Below are 22,412 nucleotides of genomic sequence, written 5' to 3' on the forward strand. Positions count from 1 at the left end.
TCAAAAACGAAGACGGCCGAAGGACGAAGGCAGACATTGACTTGCTATCGCAACACCAAGAACACTCATGCATACAAAAGCCAGGGGAATCATAGGCTCGGAATATCTCGGGATGAAATGGCTCAAAAAAGCATAGAAAAGAAAGTATCCCGCCGGGATGATCGAGATGGCCAGCCAGATAAATTTCTTCTGGACGATCCCAAGAACAACAGCAACAAATAGTGATGCATAAGCAAAGAAATTAAGACCTGTTCCCAGCCAGTATTTAACTTTCGCAAATGACCACAGACCACGCCAGGCCATCGGGACAGAGACGAGAATGTGTTGCAGAGGATTTTCACGAATTCGCTTCAAGGCAACAGCCTGCTTCTCGTCTCGCAGGAGGCCCATGGAGCTCGGCAAGGCGCGCTTGCCAATCTGATAAAACGAACGCACATCCTGATACCGATTTTCTTCAAGCGCAAGTCGATCACACGGAAGATTACGATTAAACCGGTCTAACGCATAGCCACACTCAAAATCATTTTCCGACAGTGACATTGAAGGCCCGAGAACATGATCACGAACAATGACAGGCGCGTAGGCATAAAATGAGTTCCTGTATTCCTCAGGAGTCATTGTGTTAAACGAAGAGCGGATCAACAGCACGTCGCCACCACCCTGAGCGATCACTGGCCGATTGAAATGCCGCGAATTTCTCACGACCCAAGGCAGCACCGCCAAAGCAAATCCGAGCGAGATCAATGCAAAAGTTCGCAGGAAATATGGAGCCTTACAATGCAAATAAAAGGCCAGAACAGGAATCGCCACCAACGCAACATAGGCACCGCTTGCCTTGGTCAGCACCAGGAGCCCAAAGCCCAATCCAGAGGCCATGAGCCAACGCCCTCGCCCTTGCTGATGAGCGAGCACAAGCAACAGCGAGACCCACACGAGGCAGGCGGATGCGGGCAACTCCGTATTCAGATCATTGATTTCAAATTGAATGAAATAGCGATCTACAAAGAGAAACAAAACCAAAGATAAGCCGTCCGCAATGAATTCAGGCCGAATCAAACGGCGCAACAGGATCCACAAGCCCCCCAACAAGACGGCCACATAACTCACATTAACTCCTTTGGCAATGCGCAGAAAATCCTGATCTTGATGCGCTTGGGTGAAGTCCATCCCAGGCACAAACCAGGACGAAATCAAAAGATGAATTGCCAGCAGAACATTGGGGAATGGCTCTCTCCGGAAGCCATGCTCAGGAATGCCCTCAAAGACTCCTTCTCCATAAACCCCATGACCGACAAGGTTCAAGGCAGACTGAAGGTTCTGACCAGCATCGCTTCCGATCTCATCACCATTGATGCCATGAGCACTTTGAAACAAAATCCACAGAAATCCGGCCAATGCCATCAAGGCGGAGATCCTGTTGAATGAAGTGAAGGTCATCCTGCGCAAAACAGGGCGAAGGAAAGAGACGACTTGCTTTGGCATTTGCACATCCATGCCTTCATCGCAACTATAGTGCTAAGGCTTTGGACAACGCAGAGTTGCAGCCTATAATTTGCCAAGAAAGATAACTTACGATGAAGAGCACTAGCATTGTTATCCCCTGCTTCAACGAATCGAGAGCGATCGAGTCAACAATACGAGATATTTTTAGCCATTTAAAGAAGCATGAAAACCAGTGCACTGATGTCATTGTCATCAATGACGGATCAAAGGATGGCTCAAAAGAGCTCTTGGATCAACTTGCTGCAGACCTTCAAAGCGAACCATTCCGCGTCGTCCACCACAGCCGCAATCTTGGCTATGGCGCTGCATTGAAAACTGGAATACGTCGCTCCAATGCAGACCTGATCTGTATCACCGATGCGGACGGAACTTATCCGAATCACAGGATCCCTGAACTGATCACCTCAGCCTTTCAACACGACATGGTGGTAGGTGCACGGACAGGGGAAGACGTTGACTATTCAACCATCAGAAGCATTCCAAAGCTGATTCTGGTGCCATGGGTCTCCTTCCTGTGCGGCAGCAATGTTCCAGACATGAATTCGGGTCTACGCGTGTTCCGCCGCGATCTTGCAATGAAATTCCTGAGCCTGCTACCTGATGGATTCAGCTTCACGACAACAATCACAATTTGCATGCTGCGAAACCGCCACGATGTACTCTTCGTGCCGATCAGCTACACCAAACGCATCGGCAAGAGCCATATCAAACCAATTCGAGACACCGCAAGATTCGTGCAGCTAATTGCACGAACAGGCATGTATTTTGCACCAATGAGACTGCTCACACCTGTGGCGGCATTCTTTGGCGTTCTTTTCGTCCTCAGCAGCGCTCACGACGTATTCATCCTGAACGACCTTACTGATAAAACAATTTTACTTGCCTTCATCACATTGAATGTGATGATGTTTGCTCTACTTGCCGACATGATCGACAAGCGAAGTGCCCATTAAGATCTGGTGATCCGCTGAGGAGCAGTAGGATTCCGCTGAGTAAGGGCAGGTCCATGGGAAAACCCTCCATTCAGCTTGGCGACATCACCTTCGCCAATGACCGCCCGTTTGTGCTACTTGGCGGCGTCAATGTATTGGAGGATCTGGACTTTTCCCTGCACTGCGCTGCCCATTACAAAGATGTTTGCAACCGCCTGAACATCCCGCTGGTGTTCAAGGCCTCTTATGACAAGGCCAATCGCTCATCCATTCATTCGTATCGCGGCCCAGGACTGGACGAGGGACTGAAGATTCTCAAGGCGGTGAAGGACACCCACGGCATTCCTGTGATCACCGATGTGCACACACCGGAACAAGCTCACTTAGCAGCAAATGTCGCTGACATCATTCAATTACCGGCCTTCCTGGCCCGCCAGACTGATCTGGTGCAGGCCATGGCCGAAACCGGTTCAATCATCAACATCAAAAAGCCGCAGTTTCTGAGCCCGGAACAGATGCGGAACATTGTTGAGAAGTTTCGGGAGTGCGGGAACAACCAGTTGCTGATCTGCGAACGCGGTACGAATTTCGGCTACGACAACCTCGTGGTGGACATGCTCGGATTCGGAGTGATGAAGCGCAGCTGCGATGACCTCCCTCTGATCTTCGATGTCACCCACGCCCTCCAGTGCCGTGATCCAGGTGGAGCCGCGTCGGGAGGTCGACGCTCCCAGGTCGTGGATCTTGCCAGAGCAGGCATGGCATTGGGCCTTGCAGGACTGTTTCTTGAGGCGCACCCTGATCCAGGCAAAGCCCGCTGCGATGGTCCGAGTGCCTTGCCACTGAACCTGCTCGAAGCATTTCTGGAGCAGGTGAAAGCCGTGGACGATGTGGTGAAATCCCTGCCCGACCTGCAGATCAATTGATCTGAGCACAATGTTTGGGTCAACGACCGTTCGCTGGCTTGGAGTTCTGTGGCTGTTGTTGATCGGCATTGGACTGTTTGCAATCCTCATCCTGATCCCTTCGGGCACATGGCTGCCTGAGGTGGCCAGTGAAAGCGGCAAACTCTTGCTGAAGCGCTACAACGCGATTTCACATCTTTTTTTCCTCCTGCTTCTCACTGCAACCTGCTTATTTCTGCTTCACAAGGCACAGTCTGAAACCGTCACACAATACCCAACAGAGAAGAATGCAGGAAGCATTAAAAGGATATTGCAATGGGTTAGAAGACACCCTCTCGCATCGGGTTTGTTTGCTTTCTATGCATCTCTGATGCTTCAGCAAGCAAGCTGGTTTTACAAGGAAATCATCAGCTGGTACAAAGATATTCACACTGATCACTTGCTGAACAACTTCGCATTGCGCTGGGAACTCGTCAAAGAAACAATGTTCCGCAATGATTTTCGCTTCTTTCCTCTATCGCACCAGGATCTACACATTCTGAGCTGGCTGACACCCTATGTAAGCATTTGGATGCTGGTGAACGCAGCAGAGCTTGTCACAATCTGCATTCTCAGCGCTAAAACAGCTGGTGAATTAAGCAACAGATCCAACAGGAAAGAGATTCTCCTGGTTTTCAGTATTCTATTTTTGTTTGACACCGCTACAGGGTTTACATTTTTCCAGTTTATTTATAGCGAAAGAATCGTTGCTCTTCTGTTTGCAATCTACATCTACTTCTATAGTCACTACTGGAAATCCAAGCGGTCCCGAGATCAATATCTAACAATACTTCCGGCACTGGTCGGCATCTTTTTCAAAGATACAGGCTTCATTCTCTTCACCATGCCACCAATGTTTGTGTTGCTTGCTGGGTGCAGCGGGGCTCTCGCGGGCAGGCCAAAGCTGTCAAGAAAAACACTGGAAGCCTGGATCAATGCATACAGGCTGGAGATATGTCTCATCAGTTTAATCTTTGTTCTGGCAATTTCGTTCCTGTTTCTAAGTTACATACCAAGCTTCTACCATGGCAATAACGCCTACGACTCCGCTCTTCGATTTTCTCGCTTCGAATCCGATTACAGATTTGGAATCCTGATGCTGACCATGGCGACACGAAGCATCTTGATCTGTCTTCGAAAAGTACGATTTTCTCTGCTGGATGCTTTCAATATCGGCGCCTTAGCTTACGCCCTTGGATTGTTCGCCCTTGTGGGGTTTCGCTCCAGCAATTACATGGCACTGCCTGTTCAACTCATCGCGACACTGAACTTGACCATGCTATGGATCTGGGCGACAACACCACTGATTCACAAAGGCGGCAATACAAAGCTGATTGGCATTGCAGGAGTCGTAGCAAGCAGTTGTCTGATTGGTATCGAGCATCTTGAAGGAAAAGGCTTTAATCACAGAATCAGCAAGATGAAAGTCGACCAGGAAAGCTGGGTACAAACCTATGATCGGTTGCGCACAATCACAACAAATGCTCGCCAGAATGGAGAAGAGATCAACATCATCTACTCCAAATCATGGTTCAGAAATCGCGGGCCTCTGGAGCGTTTGAATTTCGACCGTCTGATTTATTTTGACCTAGAGGATGATGTATACACTGTCATGGAAGGAGTCGGCAAAGGGTCTTACTACTCCCCTGTCAAGGGAGACTTCCTTGTGAATATTGACACTGGCAAACGCCTGGCAACACATCATATTGACATGACCGCCTACAGGGAAATTTATAATTACAATCCCAATGAGAACAATGGCAAAATCTTCAGGAGAATTCAATGAGAAAGTCAAACCAAACGCGCAAAGTCTTCCTGTTTGGCGTTGGCGCACAAAAGGCAGGCACCTCCTGGCTGCATGAGCAATTGCATCGCCGTCAGGACGCAGATTTCGGCTTCTGCAAGGAGTATCACATTCTTGACGCAATAACATTGCCGCAATTTGAACATTTCAGACCCAGACATGCAGCTCCCTGGAAATGGAGAACCTGGCGCCGGCAACGTTTCCTGACGGACAGCTCTCGCTATTTCGACTACTTCAGCCGCTTACTGAACAAGTCGTCCATTCAACTCACCGGTGACATCACCCCGTCGTACAGCTGCCTTTCGCCCGAAACGATGGCTTGGGTGCGTCAGGAATTTGACCAAAGAAACATCGCCACCCGGGTGGTCTTCCTGATGCGGGATCCAGTGGAGCGAATTCTGTCGCAACAACGGATGAAATTACGCAAACGCGGAGAACTTCAGCCGGACATCGAACGGAATCATTTGCTGCGCACCGCCCATAAACTCAGGCAGCAGTCCAGTCAGCGCAGCGATTATCTGCACACACTCAAGGCATTAAGCCAGGTATTTGCCCCCACGGATCTATTCATTGAGCTCTACGAACGTCTGTTCACCGAACCCGTTTATGAGCAGCTCTGCCGTCATCTGATGGTTCCATACCAGCAACCGAACTGGAGCCATCGGGTGAACGAAAGTCGCTCCACCACTGATCTGCCGGACGACGTTCTTGCCAGCATCGGTGAAAGCCAGGCTGCGGTGTACCGCGGCGTTGCCGATCAACTGCCGGAGCTTGATCTGTGCCGGCACTGGCCAACGGCTAGCCGCTGGTGCCGCTAGGAGCCAACTACACAAAGGACTGGAGAACGTCGTTGGAATACACCAGTTTCCGGTTCAGTCCAGCCACAGCCGGAATCAGCAGAGCCGTGCGAAGCAGCCAGTCGTTGGAGGCCATCCAGGCGGCGTCGTAACGGATCGCCCGCGAGCGAGCCGGATCAAACCGCATCCGATTGCCCGAAAGGATATGGCTTGTGCTGTTAGCTCCGGGCGACAGCATCTGATCGGAATAGGGCAGAGCCAACCAGTCGCACAACAGCTGCAGCGAACGCTCGGGTTGGAGCGCCAGTTCCTCATAGCCCAGACGAAACACAGGCCGGCCGCAGCGCTGCAGAGCCCGATCGAATTTGCGATTCACATACCACCAACGCAACAAGGTGCGCAGCTCGGACAACGGCTGCGCTGATGCGCGGGCTGGCTTCAACCGGGAGTGCAGCCAGGAGCGGACGTCACGCACCAGGTGAATCACCCGCACATCCAGTTGATCAGGCATCGCCTGGGGCAGCACCAGTTCATCCTGAAAGGAATCGACGATCACCCGGTGGGGCTCCCCAGTGGCGGACGGCATCGCGCTGGAGAACTGCATCAGCCGCTGCATCTTGTCCGGAAGTGACAGGTGGTCATGCGCCACCAGCCACTCCAAGGCCGGTCCCCAGATCGGGCAGTCCTTGGCAGTGGCCCCACAGGTGCAGAGTCGGTCCTGTCGTTGTGAACCACGCAGCATGGCGGGACCACGTTGTTCTTCACCAGGTTCCGGAGTCTTCAGAATCCGGGCAGCTTCCCCAAGACCCATCACCAGGGGGTGAGCACCAAGAGCAAGATCAAGGATCGTGGTACCGCTGTGGCCCAGGCCGCGGATCAGCAGCAGGGTTGGGGGACGACTCATGACAATGCCCGGGCCGCGGAACTCACCCGCAACAGCAGTTCGGTGACGTCCCGCAAATGATGCTCCACCGTGAAGTGCTGGAGGGCGCGCCTCTGGCCGGCCTCTCCAAGCTTTTGAGCCAGCATCGGTTCTGCGAGCAGGGTCAGCATCGCCTGGGCCATCGCGTCCACGTCTCCCTCCTCCACCAGCAGGCCCGTGGCCCCATCGAGAACCACATCAGGAATCCCGGCATGACGGGTGGCGATCACTGGCAGGCCGCTGAGCTGCGCTTCCATCACAGCCACGGGGCTTCCCTCACTGTCTCCATCCGGGGCCACGATCGAGTGCTGCACGAAGGCACGCACCTGACGCATCCGTTCCGCCACCTGCTCCTGAGAACAGACCCCGGCAAACACCACATGGTTCTGCAGCTGATGCTGAACAACAAACCGCCTCGCTTCTGCAAGCAGCGGGCCCTCTCCCACCATCCATAACTGCGGAAGCGGTGAGACATCGGCTCGCTGCAGACAGAGCTGAAAAGCCCGCAAGGTGAGCAGCGGACCCTTCTTGGCCACGAAGCGACCGACCGCCAGAAGCAGCGGAGGCGATTGACAAGGCTGACTGCCATGAAACAGCGCCGGATTGGCACCGGAGGGGCTGATCTGAATCCGCTGCCGTTCAGCACCGAGCTCCTCCAGGCGAAGGGCCATCCGTTCCGATTTCACGATCACGCCACCGGCCAGACGCAGCAGCCGGCGGTAGCGCTCCTCCAACAGCCCGATGCGGTTCCGGGCCGACGCATCGGATCCACGGAAATGCACCACCAGCGGCACACCACTCCAGCGGCAGGCTTCCATCACGCGCACCGCTTCGAAGCCGAATTCCGCCAGCACCACATCCGGGGGATCAAGGCGAATCAACAGCCAGGCCACCCATGCAGCCGGCAATCCGGCGAGTCGCAGCAAACGCAGCCGCGTCAGCAGCTTGCTCAGCAGGATCGCGCTGCCGTACAGACACCGAAGGGGTTGAACGAGGGGGCGCTCGTCCCCGAACCAGGCCTGGATCCGAAACGGAAGTCCCGCCAGGTTGGCGCGGATGAAGGTTTCACTCGCCGCCTGGCGCGTTGGAGCGAACACCATCAGTGCACCCTGAAGAGCCGCCGGCATCACAGAGCTGGGAGGGCGAGCACGGAACGCCAGTGGGGCTCCACCACGCTCCAGTCGAGTGACCGGAGCTTCTCACGGGCGGCATCACCGAGCCGATCCCGCATCCCGCCATCGTCGATCAACTGCTGTAACGCCCCCGCGAACGCGAGGTGGTTTTCGGTGGGCACCACCAAGCCGTTCACGCCATCTCGCACCATCTCCAACGGCCCTGGCGATGCATCACTCACCACCGCGGGGAGTCCGGCCGCCATGGCTTCCAGCAGCGCATTCGGCATCCCCTCGAAACGGGAGGGCAAAGCAAAGATCGAGGCCCGCTGCATGAAGCGGAAAGGATCCGAGCGGAAACCTTCGAACACAACGGAATCACCGATCGCCAGATCCGCCGCCAGCCGGTGCAACCGTTCACGCTCCGGACCATCACCCACAAGGGTCACGCGCCAACCCTCTCGGAGGGACGGGTCCAGCTCGGCAAAGGCTCTGAGCAGAAGATCCAGGCCTTTCTGCGGCACCAGCCTGGCCACCGCAAGAATCTCCTGCTCAGCGCCATGGACAGGCTCCGCATCCTCGTGAAGCACACCGGCAGGCAGGGGATTGGGCAGCAATTCCAGCCGCTGCCAATCCCCCATCTCCTGCAGAGACTCCAGCACGCCCTCGGTGTTGGCCGTCACCACATCGGCTCGGCGGTAGTACACACAACGCAGCCAGCGCCAGAAACGATCCATCGATTGCCGTCGGGGATCATTGCGTTCCGACACCACCAGATGAATCGGCAGATCCCAAGCCGCGGCACAGCAGAGAATGTTGGTTTTGCTGAGCAGTGCCAACACCCGCCCCGGTTGCTGCTCAACCAGCAAGTCGCGCAGGCGTGCGTAACGAAGGCCGCCAACGCTTTCCATGCAGCAGGACAACAGCGCGTTGGCCAGTCCACCCCGGCCCGGTTGCAGTCGATCATCAACCCAGGGCAAGGCGAGCTGGATGCCGCGCAGCAGCACGACAGTGACGAGCCGAACGATGAATCGCCGCACCTTGATCAGCTGGGCAACGGTGAAGCGCCGCCCGCGTGCCTGCCAGGAACGGTTCTCCACATCCCGCAGCCAGGGATGGAGGGATTTCGGATCTGGATCCATGTCCAGCATGGACACGTTGTCGGGCAGCCGGTGCTTGACCGGATGCTCCGGTCGAAGCGACAGCACCCGAACCTGGAACCCCTGTGCGGCGAAATGTTCTGCTGCGAGCAGGCCGACTTTCTGCGCGCCCCCTGCTCCGAGATGAGGCAGCACCACCCAGAGATCATCCATGGCTCAGTCCCTGAACGGCATCGAGAAACACATCCCGAAGGTGTCGCTCGCTGAAGCGGTCGCGAACGCACATCGCCTGCTCAGCAAACCGGGCGCGCTGCTCCTCACCCCGCAACAGGCTCTCCAACACCTCAATCCAGACGTCTGACGACGCATCAACCGGCAACAACCGCCCGTTCTTGTGATCCTCGATCAGATCGGCCGGACCGGTGGGGCAATCACTGGCAACGCAGGCGCAGCCTGCAGCCATGGCCTCCAGCAGCACATTGGGGAACCCCTCGAATCGCGATGGCAGGAGGAACAAGCTGGCTCTCGCGTACCAATCGGACATGTTGCCCACCGGGCCCGGCAGCAGCAGTCTGCTCTGCCGATCCGAGCCATCCCCAAGCAATTGCCGCAGCCAGGCCTGCTGATCAACGCCCTGATACGGGGTATCCCCCAACCCCAGCACCACCAGATGGAGCTCCGGGATGCGATCGGCCAACCCCCTGAAGACGGGCATCAACCGATCAAAACCCTTCTGATAAGCCTTGGTTCCCGCCGCCAACAGCACAGGGACCTCAGGCGGCAACAGGGCATCGGGGGACAGAGCCGGCTCATGGTTCGGAAGCGGCCAGACCACAGGATTGGGCATCAACTGCTGATGCTCAGCACCGCAATGGCGCCGCAACCAACGGCCGGTTGTGCGGGTTTGCACCAGATGCAGATCAGCCCAGGGATAGGCCAAGCGCCGCAACCATCGCCAGGGCAACGCCGGCGGGCGCGCCGGGGGGTAGTTGCGCTCTGACACCACACAACGCAGTCCCAGACCACGACAGGCCAACAGCAGCTTCACAGCAGGCAGCACCGTCACCCCCACCGCCACATCAATCGACTCCTGGCGCAGCAGCGAGCGCAACGCCAGCAACCTTGCGGGAAAGGCCCACCAGCCAAGCCGTTCCAGAGCAGGCGAGAGACGAGGCTCCTGACGGCGGACCATACCCTCCGGCACCGGATAGGCATCCCGCTCCGGTCCATGGCGCGTGATCACCACCACCCGCCAACCGGCATCCCGGCACCAGACTGCCCAGCGCAGCAGGGTCCTCTCGGCTCCACCGAGCTTCAGGGAGTCGATGCTGAAGGCGATCGTTCCCGCCACCTGCTGGTTCACGCCGCGGCCTGTCCACTGAGGGCGAGTGAGAAAGCGCCAGGCCTTTTCAGCCCGATCCAGCCGCAGCACCGGGAAATACACCAGCAACACCGGCTCGACGAACAACGAGGCGGATGGTTTCAGCGTCGCTTGGCCTCCGGGCCAGCGGCAACCTCGCAGACGCTCCAGCATCCAGTCGGCAAAAGCGCGATGGTCCTCCTGGGTTCGTTCCGCAATGGGGTCAAAGCGATCGGCATAACTCGCCGATCGCAGGCGCTCCACCTGCGCGACCACAGCATCCAGACGGCAGCTGTCTCCGGCATGCCAGGCCATCACCGCCGCAATCGCCAGACAACGCATGATGTTGCGGGTCATCCGAATCGCGGTGGTCCGATCAATCGCAAACGGGTCGTAACGCCGGGCGCACTGCTCAAGCTCCAGGGCGGCTTGGTTGAGGGCGGAATGATCGTGCAACGCCATCAATCCGCGCAGCCTGGTGAGATGAGCCGAGATCAGCAGCTTGGCCCGGTTCACCCGATTCGGCCTCAGGCACTGATAAGTGTCGGAGTCATCGTCCAACGCAGCGATGATGTCATCCAGGGCGTTGCAGCAACGCCGCAGATGGGCTTGATCTTTCTGATCGATCGCCCTGTAGGTGCGCACCACCCGGCAGTAACCGGATAGGTGGAGCGGCAGCACCGTGCTCGAAGCCAGAGCATCGAACATCGCCAGCTGATCCCCGCGATCACCAGGACGGGAACCGCGGCGGAACAGCAGTTGATGCAGCAGCTCAGCTTCACCGTCCAGCTGCCAGATCTGTTCAATCAGGTGGCGGCCCATGTCGTGATCCCCTTGAGCGAACGCTTGGCTGGCCCGAACGCTGAGCAAGGGAATGCTGAACGGCCACCTGCGGAGAAAAGCATCCAGCAGGGGGCTGCTGAGCCGTTGCCATCCCAATCGATCCATGGCCTGAACCGGCAGCAGACCCACCTGGGCAGCGAGCCAATCAACCCGCAGCTGTCGCCGCACGCGGTGATACGGCATCGCCTGCGGCGGAGCCGGCTCCTGAGGCAGGAGGCCGTGTCGGCCGAGACAGTGCAGCATCGAGGCCGTGCGCCGCTCATAGGTGAACTGTTCCGCACGAGCCAAGCGTTGCTCCAAAGCCGGAACATCACCTTTCAGCACTGCGGCGATCGACTGTTGAAACGCCGTGGCATCTGGTGGACAGAGCGTGGCCACATCCCCCTGGTCCAACAGCGACGGAATGGCCGTGGCCACCACAGGACAACCAGCGGCCAGGTACTCGAAGAATTTCATCGGATACATGTGGCGGGTGTAGTCGTTGAGCTGCAGCGGCAGCAGGGCGACATCGGCCGATGCCAGATACCCCGGCAGCTCGGAATAGGGCCTGGGGCCGAGCAGATGCACATGGGAATGGGAAGCCAGGGGATCCACGTCGGTCGACGGATCCGTTTCACCGACGGGACCAATCAGCACATAGGTCCATTGCGGAGTCGAGGCGATCAGGGCCTCCAGCATCGCCAGATCGAGCTTGTAGGCATCGATGGCGCCGATGAAGATCAGGCAGGGCCCTTGGATCGCGGGGAGATCAGGGGGACGCAGCAGCGCTTGCGAACGGGCCCGTCCGAAATGCTGAGCATCGGCAACATTGCCGAACAGATGCGTCCCGGCATTGAGCGGTGCCAGCTCCTTCTGCAACTCAGGAGCTGTCGTGAACACGGCATTGACGGCACCGCACAGATCCTGTTCTGCGCGTTCAAGCGATTCAGAAGGCATGCCGGGCTGCGCCTGGATGCGATCGACGCAGTGATAGATCGTGGCCTGGAAACGCCCGAGCTTCAGATAAGAGCGCGTGTTCGGGTTGAAGGTCCACAACAGAGGAGTGCGCAGATCCAGACGCCAATCGGCCCAGAACAGCGCAAGACCGAAGCTCCAGCGGTTGAGTCGCCCCGCCATTCCAGTGGTCCGCCCTGGAAGCACCAGTGGCGACACCACCCAGATGCGCTGACGCACCTGCCGGAGAGGATTCAAGCTTCTCAGCAGTCGGCGCAGGATTCGCCTGGCATCAGCCCGACCAGCACGGGCACCGCGAACTCCAAGGGAGTCGATGTAGAGCACTCGATGACCGGCATCCGCCAGCGAAACGGCCAGGTGCTGTTTGTTCGTCCAGAGCGGATGATCCCAGTCCGCTGTGGACAGGAGGATGACATCAGCCATGGCCTTCAGGCGTCATCGAGCATCGCCATCTCACGGAAGCTGGTGGACGTCGCTTTCAACGTTTCGAAATCGCCGTAAGCCCGAATACCTCCGTCTGCGATTTCGTAGATCCGATCGCATTTCTTCACGGTGGACAGGCGATGGGCGATGACCACCATCGTGCAGCGCCGACCCACCAGCTCCAGCGCCTGCATCACGTCGTACTCGGTCTTGTTGTCCAGAGCGCTGGTGGCTTCATCGAGCACCAGCAACTTGGCATTGCGGTAAAACGCTCGGGCCAGGGACAACCGCTGACGCTGTCCACCGGAGAGCTTCATGCCGTTCTCCCCACACATGGTGAACAGCCCATAGGGCATGTCGGCAACAAAATCAGCAAACTGAGCAGCTTTCAAGGCGGCCCACACCTCGTCATCATCGATTTCGTCGGGACTTTCACAGAACGCCACATTTTCACGCACGCTGGCATCCAGCAGACGAATCTGCTGCGGCACGAAAGCACAATTGGACTGCCAGGCAGGCATTTCCTCATCTGACACCGGCAGACCATCGAGCAACAGTTCGCCCGACTCCGGTTTGTACAAACCCAGCAGCAGATGAGCCAGTGTTGTCTTGCCGCTTCCGGTCTTGCCGACCAGCGCAATGCGCGAACCCACAGGAATGGACAGATCCACATTGCGCAGCACCGGTTCACCCGAGAGCCCATAGGAAAAAGTGACGTCGCGCAGCTCGATCAGACGGCGAGGCATGACCCCCTCCGGAGATGGCACGGACGGATCAGCGAGCGAAAGGCGGGTTGGACGCATGCACAGCAGATCAAGGGCATCCTTCACTTCCGGCAGACCACCCCGCAGTTTGTTGAGGCTGCGGAACATCGATTGCAGGGGACCTGAAATCCGGAGAAGCACAACCAGCACCGTTGCCAGTTCCGGCATGGCCGCACGCAACTGATCGCTGTCCCCACTCACCAGGGCCGGTGCAAGACCGACCAGGAACAGGATGGTGATGCCGGCTGGCTCGATCAGAAATTTGGGGACATTCGGCAGAAGATTGGCAAGCCGGTCATTGCGCTTGGCGATCGTTCCGTCGCGCATGAAACGGTCGACAAAAAACTGATGCGAGGAATACAACTGAATGTCACGCATCGATCGCAGCGACTCAGAGAAAGTGAGCCGAATCCGACGCGTATAACGCATTTTCTGGCGCAGAAACAGGCGCAGATAAGGCGTGATGATCAGGGAAGCAATCAGATAGGCAATCAACAGAAAAGCGAAGATTGTGAGTGCCTTGCCACCCAGGGCGATGGCAACACCAATCAACAAAGCCGAAACACTCAACACATTCCCGGAGATGGCGATCATCGGCGAAATCACCGTTGACGTGACTCTGGTGAGGATGCGATTGAATCGCTCCGAGAGAACAGCGGAGCGTTTCTGCGTGAAGAACTCGTAGTTCTGCATCAACAGATTGCCGTACACCTTATTGACCAGATCTGACCAGATATCTGCAGCAAGAAGCGCCTCCAGTAACGCCACCCCGAAGCGCACGGCAGAAGCGAACCAGAACGACGCAATCAGCAGCAGAACGATCCAACCCGCCTGATCCAGAAACCCACCTCCAAAGAAACGGATCCCAGGAATCTGATCCTCCAATTTCGCTCCAGCCAGGAGCCCGACCAGCCTGGCGAGCAGACCCACCAACAGGATGTCAATAACACCCTGGAATAACGATGCAGCGAGAACAATAAGAAGAGACTTCCGCCGTTCCGGTGACAACTCACGAAAAAGAGTGCTCAGTTCTTTCCAGGTCTGGCTCTGCAAAACGGGCATAGAACGAACTGATCTCTTCGCCGAAACGAATCTGCAGGAAATCTCTGACAACTTGATGAGTTAAGCCGTCAGCTCTGACGTTTCAGGACCGTTTCGGCCAGCCGGGTAACCGATCGACCACTCGCCTTGCGCGATGGAGCATCTGAGCCAAACGCAACCTCCACGTGGATGGGCTGCTGAGGGGTGCATCCAGCTGCCATTGGCCCTGGAGCTGATCGAGATCTGTCATCACCTGTCGCCAGCGCTCCAACAATCGCTGTTCACCACTGTTCTGAAGCAGAACCCCCAGCTCCGCCATCGGTGGGCGCCATCGCAGCGGTTCGGCAACGGCGGCCTGAATGCGTTGCAGATCATGGGCCAGGCTGCCGCAGCCGATCTGATGAGCTGATCGGCCCGGATCACAGTGGTCTGCCAGAGCGTGATTCAGGCTGGTGAACACGACACAGCCGCAGGCCATCGCCTCCAACGGCGGCAGGCCGAAGCCTTCCGTGACGCCCCGTCCCCGCCAGTACTCGGCGGAGTCGTAGAGGTACACCTTGGCGTTGTTGAACAAGCCCACCAGATCATCCACCCAGCCGCTCTGCACCTCCACCGAGAGCCCCCGTTGCCGAAGAGCCGGCACCAGCCTCCGAAGAACGTAATCGCTGCTTTTTCGGGCCTGCACCAGCACATCGATGGGACGCTCCCGGCCACTGGCGTCGGCACGATCACCACGGTCGAGCCAGGCCTGCTCCAGGGCATTCGGAACCAGGAACAGTGGGTTCCGAGGCGCTCGGTCACCCCAGTACCCGAGGGTGTTCCGGCTCACGGCCAGAACGGCAATCCCAGGAGGCAGATCAAAGCCGTACCCACTGCTGTGGGCGTGGTAGGCCACCCGGTGACCTCTCAGGCAACGGATCAACCCTGGAACATCGAAACCCCAGCTGACGATCCAGAGCACATGGTCTGAGGCGGATTCATCGCGGAGAAGGTCGTGCAGGAAGGGGACGTCCTCCCGACGCTCGCGGTACGTGACGATCTCCGTCTCACACAGTGAGGCCACCAGACGTGCCGTCTGCAGCTCAACGCTCAGCCCACCACAGCGGAAACGACCGCTGGTGCCGGGAACCAGAAAGCGAACAAGCCTGGTGGCCACGGCTGCTTCAGGCGGCTGCCGCCTCCGTGCTGCCGGTGCGCTGCCGACGGGTCAGGAAACCGAACAGCACCTTGCCGATCGCTGCAACCAGATTGCCCTCCAGCTCCTTGAACATGTTCATGTTCAGGTGGAAGGCGTGGTTGGCTTCCTCGACGATCCGATCCGCTGTGGACTGATCGATGGGCAGCTCGTCCATCGCGGCGCGATAGGCGGTTTTGAACGCCTTCTCATCAGCGATGTCATCGAAGACGTAGAAACGCAGACCGTCATCACCATCCATGTTCATCGCCTTCTGGGCGATGTTCTTGAGGATCTGTCCACCGGAGAGATCACCCAGATAACGCGTGTAGTGGTGACCCACCAGCAGCTCAGGAGACTCCTTGGCGATGGCATGAATGCGATCGACGTACACCGCTGCTGAAGGTGAAGCCTGAATCTGATCCCTCCAGTTGGCTCCGAAGTAATAGGTCAGGTCCTGCTCGAGGGCCTCACGGCGGTTGAGCTCCTTCATTCCGATCGGTGCCACCACAGGATGGTCTCCGAGCTTTCCGATTTCCTCCTCCATCGCTGTGTACACGAAATAGAGATCAGCCACGAGCTTGCGGTAGCTGGCCTTATCGACGACGCCTTTCAGAAAGCAACTCACGAAGCCGGTGTTCTCGGCCATGGTGTGCGACTTCTTCGTGCCTTCACGAAGCTGTGCAGCCAGTGCGACGGACATGATCAGCCTGTGGTTGAGCGATTCCTCGACCTTATTAGGAGATATCCAACCAGCGGCCGTCTGAGTTGCGAAGGGTTACGGGGCAGCCTCATCCGATGCGCCCGCTGAAAACAGAACGAACAGGTCCTGACAGATCTGGCGCAGGCATTGCACCTGATCCGGCTGGGGGAGATGGGACCCTGTGGGCTGCCAATCGCCGACGGTCGCCAGCCGCCAGCGCTCGCCGTCGTAGGTCATGCCGCGCATCAGCACACCCAGCAGGTGACCTGGCTGATCGGCTTCACGCCTGCTGAGACGAAGCTGCATCAGCAGGCTGCGGCATTGCAGCCGCGGGCTCCAGCCCGGGAAGTGAAAGGAGAGATCGATCGACTCGGGTTCGCTCCACTGACGTGTCTGGGCGTCATCCCTCCACGGACGCAGATTTTCCTTGGCGGCAGGAAAATGTCGCCGCACCAGCGTCACTGCGGAGGCGATGACCCGGGCCTGCTCCACGCTGCACACCGTTTCACCTGCGTTCACGACCGACGTCACACCTCGCCCAATCCTGCACGGATCCACCCTGGCCCGCCGTTACGGTGACAGCAATTCGCGTCGATCATGGAACGCCCTCTCCATCTCGGTCTGCTTGGGGCCATGCCGGAGGAAATCGGTTCTGATCTGGCTCATCTGAACAACCTGAGTCGCGAAACCTTCGGCGATCTGGTGATTCATCGCGGCGAATGGCAGGGGGATGGCGGCACGCCGGTGCTCTTGACGCTGGCCTGGAGCGGTTGGGGCAAGGTCTGCGCTGCTCGCACCGCCACCCGTGTGCTCGCCTCAGCTTCCCCGGAGGCGCCGATCGATCTGCTTCTGTTCACCGGGGTCGCCGGTGGTGCCGACCCAGCCCTGCAGCAATGGGATGTGGTGCTGGCCGATTCGGTTGTCCAGCACGATCTGGACGTGCGACCGATCCTGCCGAGATTCGTGGTGCCACCACTGAACCGGGCCGTGTTGGCACCCCAGGAGGCCTGGTTTCACTGGGCCCTCAACGCGCTTGAGCAGAGCCACTCCGCCGGTGCACTCCAGGGATTCGGCCGGCCCAAGCCGGGGCTGATCGGAACCGGTGATCAGTTCATCGGGGATGCCGCTGTGATCGCAGCCCTGCGCGACGCCCTGCCCGATCTGCAGGCCGTGGAAATGGAAGGTGCCGCGGTGGCGCAGGTGGCCGAACAGGAGAACGTTCCCTGGCTGGTTCTGCGTGTGATCTCGGATGGGGCGGATTCGGAGGCCGCCCAGAGCTTCAATGACTTCGTTCAGGCCTACGACGCACGGGCCTGGACGTTGATTGAGACGCTGCTCCGGCGACAGGCCTCAGCGCCCCGCCGATGAGATCCGCGGCGCTGCTCCGGCGCCTGGGGCGCTACGGAGCAGTGGGTGCTGTGGCGGCAGGTGTGCATCTCGCCGTGCTGATCAGCCTTGAGATGGTGATTCCCAGCTGGCTGGCCAACCCTCTCGCTTTTCTGGCCGCTTCTGTGGCGGGTTATCTCGGCCATGCTCTGGTGACCTTCCGGGAGGAGACCGGAGGTCGTCGCTTTGCCCGGCGCTGGCTGATCCTCCAGTACGGCATCAATCTGAGCGTCTGCGCCCTGTTGCCACTGCTGCTGACGGACTGGGCCCATCCGGCATGGCGCACCCTGCTGCTGGTGTTCACACCCACAGTGCTGAATGCCCTGATCTGGAGCCGGGCTGCTCGCTTCAGCCAGCGACAGCGTCACAGCCAAGCCGTGCCTGCCCTGATTCATGCAGACGACCTCGGTCTGGCCCCGGAGGTGAATGAAGCCATCCTGAGCCTTGCGACAAGCGGTCAGCTGCAAGGCGCCAGCCTGCTGGTGGACGGGACATCAGCACAGGAGGCCGCCGCCGCCTGGCGGACGCTGCCCGACGCCGCGGGACTCTGCCTGCATCTCTGCCTGACGGAAGGCCCAGGCGTGGAAGGCTGTCCGGATCTACCGGCGAGCTTCGGCACGTTGCTGCTGGCATCACTGCTGCCCGCGCGTCGCCAACGATTCCTGCCGCAACTGGAGCGCGCCATCGAACACCAGGTCCACCGCTTCCGGACGCTCACCGAACAACGACGTATTCCGCTTGACGGCCATCAGCACATCCATCTGACGCCCATCGTTCTGGACTGCCTGCTGAGACAGTCCAAACAGCATCAGATCGACTGGATTCGCACAACACGGGAACCGCTGCCCACAGATCTGCCTCTGTCCTGCTGGTGGTCTGCGCTGCGCAGCGGAGGCCTGCTCAAGTGGCTGGTGCTGCAACTGCTCAGCAGCCTGGCCATTCCCCGGCTGAAGCGAGCCGGCATCAGCACCAACGGCGCATTCAGTGGTGTGCTGTTCACAGGACGCATGACGGGACGCCCTCTCGAGGCATGCCTCCAGGGACTGGCATGGAGTCCAACGCGCGAAGGAGACACACCCAATCTCCTGCTGAGCCATCCGGCAGTGGCCGGAAACGCTGCCGCCATGGAGCGCAACGGATTCCAGCTGTCCGCAGGCTTCTTCAGCAGCACGGACAGGCAGCGGGAGTGGCAGGCCCTCAGGACTCGTGCACCGCGCGGATGAAATAGTGCGGCCGCTTCTTCACATCGATGTAGATCCGGCCGATGTATTCGCCGAGCACACCGATGCCGATCAGCTGGATTCCACCGAGAAACAGAATGGCCACGATCAGTGAGGCATAGCCCGGCAGGTCCACCCCGAAGACAACGGTGCGCAGAACGATCAGCGCGGCGTAAAGGAAGCTGAGCAGAGAAATCAGCACACCGATCACCCCCCACACCTTGAGGGGCTTCACCGAGAAGGAAAAGATGCCATCAAGGGCGTAACGCCAGAGCCTGTAGGAGCTCCAGGAACTGCCCCCCCCCAGACGTGCCACGCGGCTGTAAGGGATTTCCACGCTGCGGTATCCCGTCCAGGGCATCAACCCCTTGGAGAAACGCGCGGCTTCACGCATCTGGGTCACCGCTTCCACCACCGGAGCACTCAGCAAACGGAAGTCACCGGCCCCCTCCTGCAGCTGAATCGAATCCACCAACCGATTGAACACCCGATAGAACCAGGAGGCTGTGGCCACTTTCACCAGAGACTCGGCGTCTTGGTCATCCCGCACAGCAGTGACCACCTCGGCCCCCTGCCTCCACGCTTCAACCATCACGGGAATCCGCTCCGGTGGATGCTGCAGGTCGGAATCGATCAAGACCACCGCCCCGCAGCGTCCAGATGCATGGTCGAGGCCGGCCAGCATCGCCGCTTCCTTGCCGAAGTTGCGCGTCAGCTCCAGCAAGACCAGCGGAGCGCTGGGATGGGCCTCCTGCCACTGGCGGATCACAGTCACCGTGGCGTCTCCAGAGCCGTCATCGATCAGAACCAGTCGATCCACGACGTGGAGCTGAAGCACCTCCTCAATGAACCGACAGATGATGCTGTCCTCGTTGAAGCAAGCCGCTACGACCCAGAGCTGCTCGCGGACCATCCGAACCTGCTGGTGATGGCTGAACCGTAAGGCTGCACACTCAGTCATAGGCTCGCCTTGCTGACGCCCAATCGACCGCCATGGCCCAGTTCGAGAAGCTCACAGCCCCCAGCCAGGGCACGCCGATCCGCTTCGAGAACGGTCAGCCCGTGGTGGCCGACAACCCGATCATCCCCTTCATCCGCGGCGACGGCACCGGTGTTGACATCTGGCCCGCCACCCAGAAGGTGCTGGATGCCGCCGTGGCCAAGGCCTATGGCGGTGCGAAACGGATCGAATGGTTCAAGGTGTTCGCCGGCGACGAAGCCTGTGACCTCTACGGCACCTATCAGTATCTGCCGGAGGACACGCTCGAAGCCATCCGCAGCTACGGCGTGGCGATCAAGGGCCCCCTCACCACCCCGGTGGGTGGCGGCATCCGCTCCCTGAACGTTGCCCTGCGACAGATCTTTGATCTGTATTCCTGTGTCCGCCCCTGCCGCTATTACGAGGGCACCCCAAGTCCCCACAAGCGTCCGCAAGATCTGGACGTGATCGTTTACCGGGAGAACACCGAAGACATTTATATGGGTGTGGAATGGGAGGCCGATGACGCCGTCGGCCAGGAGCTGCGCAAGCATCTCAATGAAGTGGTGATCCCCGCCAACGGCAAGCTGGGCAAGCGCCAGATTCCGGAAGGCTCCGGCATCGGCATCAAACCGGTGAGCAAGCACGGCAGCCAGCGCCACATCCGCAAGGCGATCCAGCACGCTCTGCGCCTTGAGGGCAGCAAGCGCCACGTGACCCTGGTGCACAAGGGCAACATCATGAAATTCACGGAAGGCGCCTTCCGCGACTGGGGCTACGAGCTGGCCACCACCGAATTCCGCGACGTGTGCATCACCGAGCGGGAAAGCTGGATCCTCGGCAACCTCGAGAAGGATTCAGACCTGAGCGTGCAGGCCAACGCCCGCATGATCGAGCCGGGCTACGACAGCCTCACCCCAGAAAAGAAGGCCGACATCGATGCCGAGGTGCAGGCGGTGATCGACGCCATCGGCAGCAGCCACGGTGGTGGCAAGTGGAAAGAGATGGTGCTGGTCGATGACCGCATCGCCGACAGCATCTTCCAGCAGATCCAGACCCGGCCCCAGGAGTACTCGATCCTCGCCACCCTCAACCTGAACGGTGACTACATCTCCGATGCCGCGGCCGCCATGGTGGGTGGCCTGGGCATGGCCCCCGGCGCGAACATCGGTGAGAACGCTGCCATCTTCGAAGCCACCCACGGCACCGCTCCGAAACATGCCGGCCTGGATCGGATCAACCCGGGCTCGGTGATTCTGAGCGGCGTGATGATGCTGGAATTCCTTGGTTGGCAGGAGGCTGCCGAACTGGTGACCAAGGGCCTCAGTGCCGCCATTGCCGACAAGCAGGTCACCTATGACCTGGCCCGGCTGATGGAACCTCAGGTGGATCCGGTGAGCTGCAGCGGTTTCGCTGAGGCAATCATCACAAGGTTCTGACGGTCACTCATAGCGCTGCTCGGCGTGAAGACGATCCAGAAACCCTTTCTTCGCAAGCGTTTCAGTGATCAGCCGTTCAATCGTCGCCTCATCGTCGGCCATCTCGGTAAATCTGTTTTCACGGGGGAACTGAGCGAAGGAGAACCCTGGTTCACCCTCCAGACCGAAGAGTGAACACAGATCGCTGCTGGCGATCTGCTCGCGGAAACCAACAGCCTTCACCTCCGCGACAGCCTCCAGAGCACTTACAAAAGACTGATGCATGGCAGCAGTCAGCGCCGATGTCCCGGGGTGAGCCTTTTCACATCGCGCCTGACGCGCCACGAAACGATCAGCTGAGAGGCAAGAATTCCCATGCTTCTTCCGCATTTCGCACATCCGAATGTAATTGGAACGCAGATAGGAGATCGGCTCCCTGAGCACCACAATCACCTGGGGCTTCTGGCCAGAAGCATCGAGAAAGGCACGACATAACTCATAAACAGGAAAGGTCGTTACAACAGGTTTGGACAAACTGCTCTTTTTCGCCCAAATAGAAAAGTTTGTCTGGGCAAGACGTTCGCTGGAAATCAACAGGCTGCGGCCATCTCGTCGCGAAACCTCAAACATCTGACGCACTACACGTCTCAACTGTTGACGAAACAGATTCTGGTCACGACCATTGTTCCGACTTGCGGCAATGGCAACAGGGAAAAGAATCTGTCCAGCGAAACGTTTACGCCCTGAAGAACTACGACCTTTCAGGGGTTTCTCCAAGCAATGGTCAACGAAGTGCAGTCTGGAGTCCCAACCTGTCGGCAAAGACCCAACGGAAGAACGAAACGGCTTTTTCGAAAAGACGAGGTGGTTCTTCAGCTCAGGGAAGACATGACGCTGAAGAACTGTTGTTCCTGTGCGTGAAACACCGATATGAAGCTTGACCTTTGGAGAGAAAGACTCGGCCATCACATTGACTCTTGTCCTGATGACCTGATCCGAGGCCAGGGCTCGGCTGAGAGTACTTCAGAACAGA

The 22,412-nt window shown here is 58.5% G+C and carries 18 protein-coding genes; 7 read left to right on the forward strand and 11 right to left on the reverse strand.

Annotated features, from left to right (window positions below; all coding sequences use genetic code 11):
* A complete protein-coding gene (locus ACJ0G7_RS06290) occupies window positions 1-1,494 on the reverse strand; it encodes a glycosyltransferase family 39 protein (RefSeq protein WP_407395445.1) in 1,494 nt (497 codons plus the stop codon).
* Window positions 1,495-1,574: 80 nt separating this feature from the next.
* Between ACJ0G7_RS06290 and ACJ0G7_RS06295 the strand changes: the two genes are divergently transcribed.
* Genes ACJ0G7_RS06295 through ACJ0G7_RS06310 form a run of 4 tightly spaced genes read left to right on the forward strand, consistent with a single transcriptional unit; the run spans window position 1,575 to window position 6,001 of the window.
* Window positions 1,575-2,456: a glycosyltransferase family 2 protein gene (locus ACJ0G7_RS06295; protein WP_407395446.1), complete on the forward strand. Its 882-nt coding sequence runs from the start codon at window positions 1,575-1,577 to the stop codon at window positions 2,454-2,456.
* 53 nt (window positions 2,457-2,509) lie between these two features.
* Entirely contained in the window at window positions 2,510-3,361 is an 852-nt protein-coding gene (gene kdsA / locus ACJ0G7_RS06300; RefSeq protein WP_043694371.1) for a 3-deoxy-8-phosphooctulonate synthase, read from the forward strand.
* 10 nt (window positions 3,362-3,371) lie between these two features.
* A complete protein-coding gene (locus ACJ0G7_RS06305) occupies window positions 3,372-5,165 on the forward strand; it encodes a hypothetical protein (RefSeq protein WP_407395447.1) in 1,794 nt (597 codons plus the stop codon).
* Window positions 5,162-6,001, forward strand: a complete 840-nt coding sequence (locus ACJ0G7_RS06310) for a sulfotransferase family protein (RefSeq protein WP_407395448.1) — start codon at window positions 5,162-5,164, stop codon at window positions 5,999-6,001. Before ACJ0G7_RS06305 ends, ACJ0G7_RS06310 begins: the two co-directional genes overlap by 4 nt.
* A gap of 7 nt (window positions 6,002-6,008) precedes the next feature.
* Here ACJ0G7_RS06310 and ACJ0G7_RS06315 read toward each other — a convergent pair whose 3' ends face one another.
* The 8 genes from ACJ0G7_RS06315 to ACJ0G7_RS06350 form a co-directional block, all read right to left on the reverse strand.
* Window positions 6,009-6,884: a sulfotransferase gene (locus ACJ0G7_RS06315; protein WP_407395449.1), complete on the reverse strand. Its 876-nt coding sequence runs from the start codon at window positions 6,882-6,884 to the stop codon at window positions 6,009-6,011.
* The gene (locus ACJ0G7_RS06320) at window positions 6,881-8,029 is read right to left on the reverse strand and encodes a glycosyltransferase (protein WP_407395450.1); all 1,149 of its coding nucleotides are present in this window, start codon (window positions 8,027-8,029) and stop codon (window positions 6,881-6,883) included. The genes ACJ0G7_RS06315 and ACJ0G7_RS06320 overlap by 4 nt, the downstream gene beginning before the upstream one ends.
* Entirely contained in the window at window positions 8,029-9,327 is a 1,299-nt protein-coding gene (locus ACJ0G7_RS06325) for a glycosyltransferase (RefSeq protein WP_407395451.1), read from the reverse strand. The genes ACJ0G7_RS06320 and ACJ0G7_RS06325 overlap by 1 nt, the downstream gene beginning before the upstream one ends.
* Window positions 9,320-12,694, reverse strand: a complete 3,375-nt coding sequence (locus ACJ0G7_RS06330) for a glycosyltransferase (RefSeq protein ID WP_407395452.1) — start codon at window positions 12,692-12,694, stop codon at window positions 9,320-9,322. Before ACJ0G7_RS06330 ends, ACJ0G7_RS06325 begins: the two co-directional genes overlap by 8 nt.
* 5 nt (window positions 12,695-12,699) lie before the next feature.
* Window positions 12,700-14,520 carry an ABC transporter ATP-binding protein gene (locus tag ACJ0G7_RS06335; RefSeq protein WP_407395453.1) on the reverse strand — a complete coding sequence of 607 codons (1,821 nt, stop codon included), beginning with the start codon at window positions 14,518-14,520 and terminating at the stop codon, window positions 12,700-12,702.
* Between the two features lie 82 nt (window positions 14,521-14,602).
* A complete protein-coding gene (locus ACJ0G7_RS06340) occupies window positions 14,603-15,655 on the reverse strand; it encodes a glycosyltransferase (RefSeq protein ID WP_407395454.1) in 1,053 nt (350 codons plus the stop codon).
* Window positions 15,656-15,662: 7 nt separating this feature from the next.
* The gene (locus ACJ0G7_RS06345) at window positions 15,663-16,376 is read right to left on the reverse strand and encodes a heme oxygenase (biliverdin-producing) (protein ID WP_043694344.1); all 714 of its coding nucleotides are present in this window, start codon (window positions 16,374-16,376) and stop codon (window positions 15,663-15,665) included.
* Between the two features lie 75 nt (window positions 16,377-16,451).
* Entirely contained in the window at window positions 16,452-16,895 is a 444-nt protein-coding gene (locus ACJ0G7_RS06350; protein WP_043697225.1) for a hypothetical protein, read from the reverse strand.
* A gap of 78 nt (window positions 16,896-16,973) precedes the next feature.
* Between ACJ0G7_RS06350 and ACJ0G7_RS06355 the strand changes: the two genes are divergently transcribed.
* Window positions 16,974-17,744 (forward strand): 5'-methylthioadenosine/adenosylhomocysteine nucleosidase, encoded by a 771-nt coding sequence (locus ACJ0G7_RS06355; protein WP_407395455.1) that lies wholly within the window; start codon window positions 16,974-16,976, stop codon window positions 17,742-17,744.
* The gene (locus tag ACJ0G7_RS06360) at window positions 17,741-18,985 is read left to right on the forward strand and encodes a ChbG/HpnK family deacetylase (protein WP_407395456.1); all 1,245 of its coding nucleotides are present in this window, start codon (window positions 17,741-17,743) and stop codon (window positions 18,983-18,985) included. Before ACJ0G7_RS06355 ends, ACJ0G7_RS06360 begins: the two co-directional genes overlap by 4 nt.
* Here the strand turns inward: ACJ0G7_RS06360 and ACJ0G7_RS06365 are convergent.
* The gene (locus tag ACJ0G7_RS06365) at window positions 18,960-19,895 is read right to left on the reverse strand and encodes a glycosyltransferase family 2 protein (protein ID WP_407395457.1); all 936 of its coding nucleotides are present in this window, start codon (window positions 19,893-19,895) and stop codon (window positions 18,960-18,962) included. The genes ACJ0G7_RS06360 and ACJ0G7_RS06365 overlap by 26 nt on opposite strands.
* An 80-nt stretch (window positions 19,896-19,975) precedes the next feature.
* Between ACJ0G7_RS06365 and ACJ0G7_RS06370 the strand changes: the two genes are divergently transcribed.
* Window positions 19,976-21,400 carry an NADP-dependent isocitrate dehydrogenase gene (locus ACJ0G7_RS06370; RefSeq protein WP_043694335.1) on the forward strand — a complete coding sequence of 475 codons (1,425 nt, stop codon included), beginning with the start codon at window positions 19,976-19,978 and terminating at the stop codon, window positions 21,398-21,400.
* A 3-nt stretch (window positions 21,401-21,403) separates the two neighbouring features.
* On the opposite strand, the gene ACJ0G7_RS06375 is transcribed toward ACJ0G7_RS06370, so the two are convergent.
* A complete protein-coding gene (locus tag ACJ0G7_RS06375; RefSeq protein ID WP_407395458.1) occupies window positions 21,404-22,345 on the reverse strand; it encodes a hypothetical protein in 942 nt (313 codons plus the stop codon).
* Window positions 22,346-22,412: the final 67 nt, after the last annotated feature.

It is taken from the genome of Parasynechococcus sp., assembly GCF_045559935.1.
Taxonomy (GTDB): Bacteria; Cyanobacteriota; Cyanobacteriia; order PCC-6307; family Cyanobiaceae; genus Parasynechococcus.

Coding starts and splice junctions, on each gene's coding strand:
- ACJ0G7_RS06355 (WP_407395455.1), top strand. CDS start 16,974: ATGGAACGCCCTCTCCATCTCGGTCTGCTTGGGGCCATGCCGGAGGAA.
- ACJ0G7_RS06310 (WP_407395448.1), top strand. CDS start 5,162: ATGAGAAAGTCAAACCAAACGCGCAAAGTCTTCCTGTTTGGCGTTGGC.
- ACJ0G7_RS06295 (WP_407395446.1), top strand. CDS start 1,575: ATGAAGAGCACTAGCATTGTTATCCCCTGCTTCAACGAATCGAGAGCG.
- ACJ0G7_RS06375 (WP_407395458.1), bottom strand. CDS start 22,345: ATGGCCGAGTCTTTCTCTCCAAAGGTCAAGCTTCATATCGGTGTTTCA.
- ACJ0G7_RS06370 (WP_043694335.1), top strand. CDS start 19,976: ATGGCCCAGTTCGAGAAGCTCACAGCCCCCAGCCAGGGCACGCCGATC.
- ACJ0G7_RS06335 (WP_407395453.1), bottom strand. CDS start 14,520: ATGCCCGTTTTGCAGAGCCAGACCTGGAAAGAACTGAGCACTCTTTTT.
- ACJ0G7_RS06320 (WP_407395450.1), bottom strand. CDS start 8,029: ATGCCGGCGGCTCTTCAGGGTGCACTGATGGTGTTCGCTCCAACGCGC.
- ACJ0G7_RS06345 (WP_043694344.1), bottom strand. CDS start 16,376: ATGTCCGTCGCACTGGCTGCACAGCTTCGTGAAGGCACGAAGAAGTCG.
- ACJ0G7_RS06315 (WP_407395449.1), bottom strand. CDS start 6,884: ATGAGTCGTCCCCCAACCCTGCTGCTGATCCGCGGCCTGGGCCACAGC.
- ACJ0G7_RS06330 (WP_407395452.1), bottom strand. CDS start 12,694: ATGGCTGATGTCATCCTCCTGTCCACAGCGGACTGGGATCATCCGCTC.
- ACJ0G7_RS06360 (WP_407395456.1), top strand. CDS start 17,741: ATGAGATCCGCGGCGCTGCTCCGGCGCCTGGGGCGCTACGGAGCAGTG.
- ACJ0G7_RS06305 (WP_407395447.1), top strand. CDS start 3,372: ATGTTTGGGTCAACGACCGTTCGCTGGCTTGGAGTTCTGTGGCTGTTG.
- ACJ0G7_RS06365 (WP_407395457.1), bottom strand. CDS start 19,895: ATGGTCCGCGAGCAGCTCTGGGTCGTAGCGGCTTGCTTCAACGAGGAC.
- ACJ0G7_RS06290 (WP_407395445.1), bottom strand. CDS start 1,494: ATGGATGTGCAAATGCCAAAGCAAGTCGTCTCTTTCCTTCGCCCTGTT.
- kdsA (WP_043694371.1), top strand. CDS start 2,510: ATGGGAAAACCCTCCATTCAGCTTGGCGACATCACCTTCGCCAATGAC.
- ACJ0G7_RS06325 (WP_407395451.1), bottom strand. CDS start 9,327: ATGGATGATCTCTGGGTGGTGCTGCCTCATCTCGGAGCAGGGGGCGCG.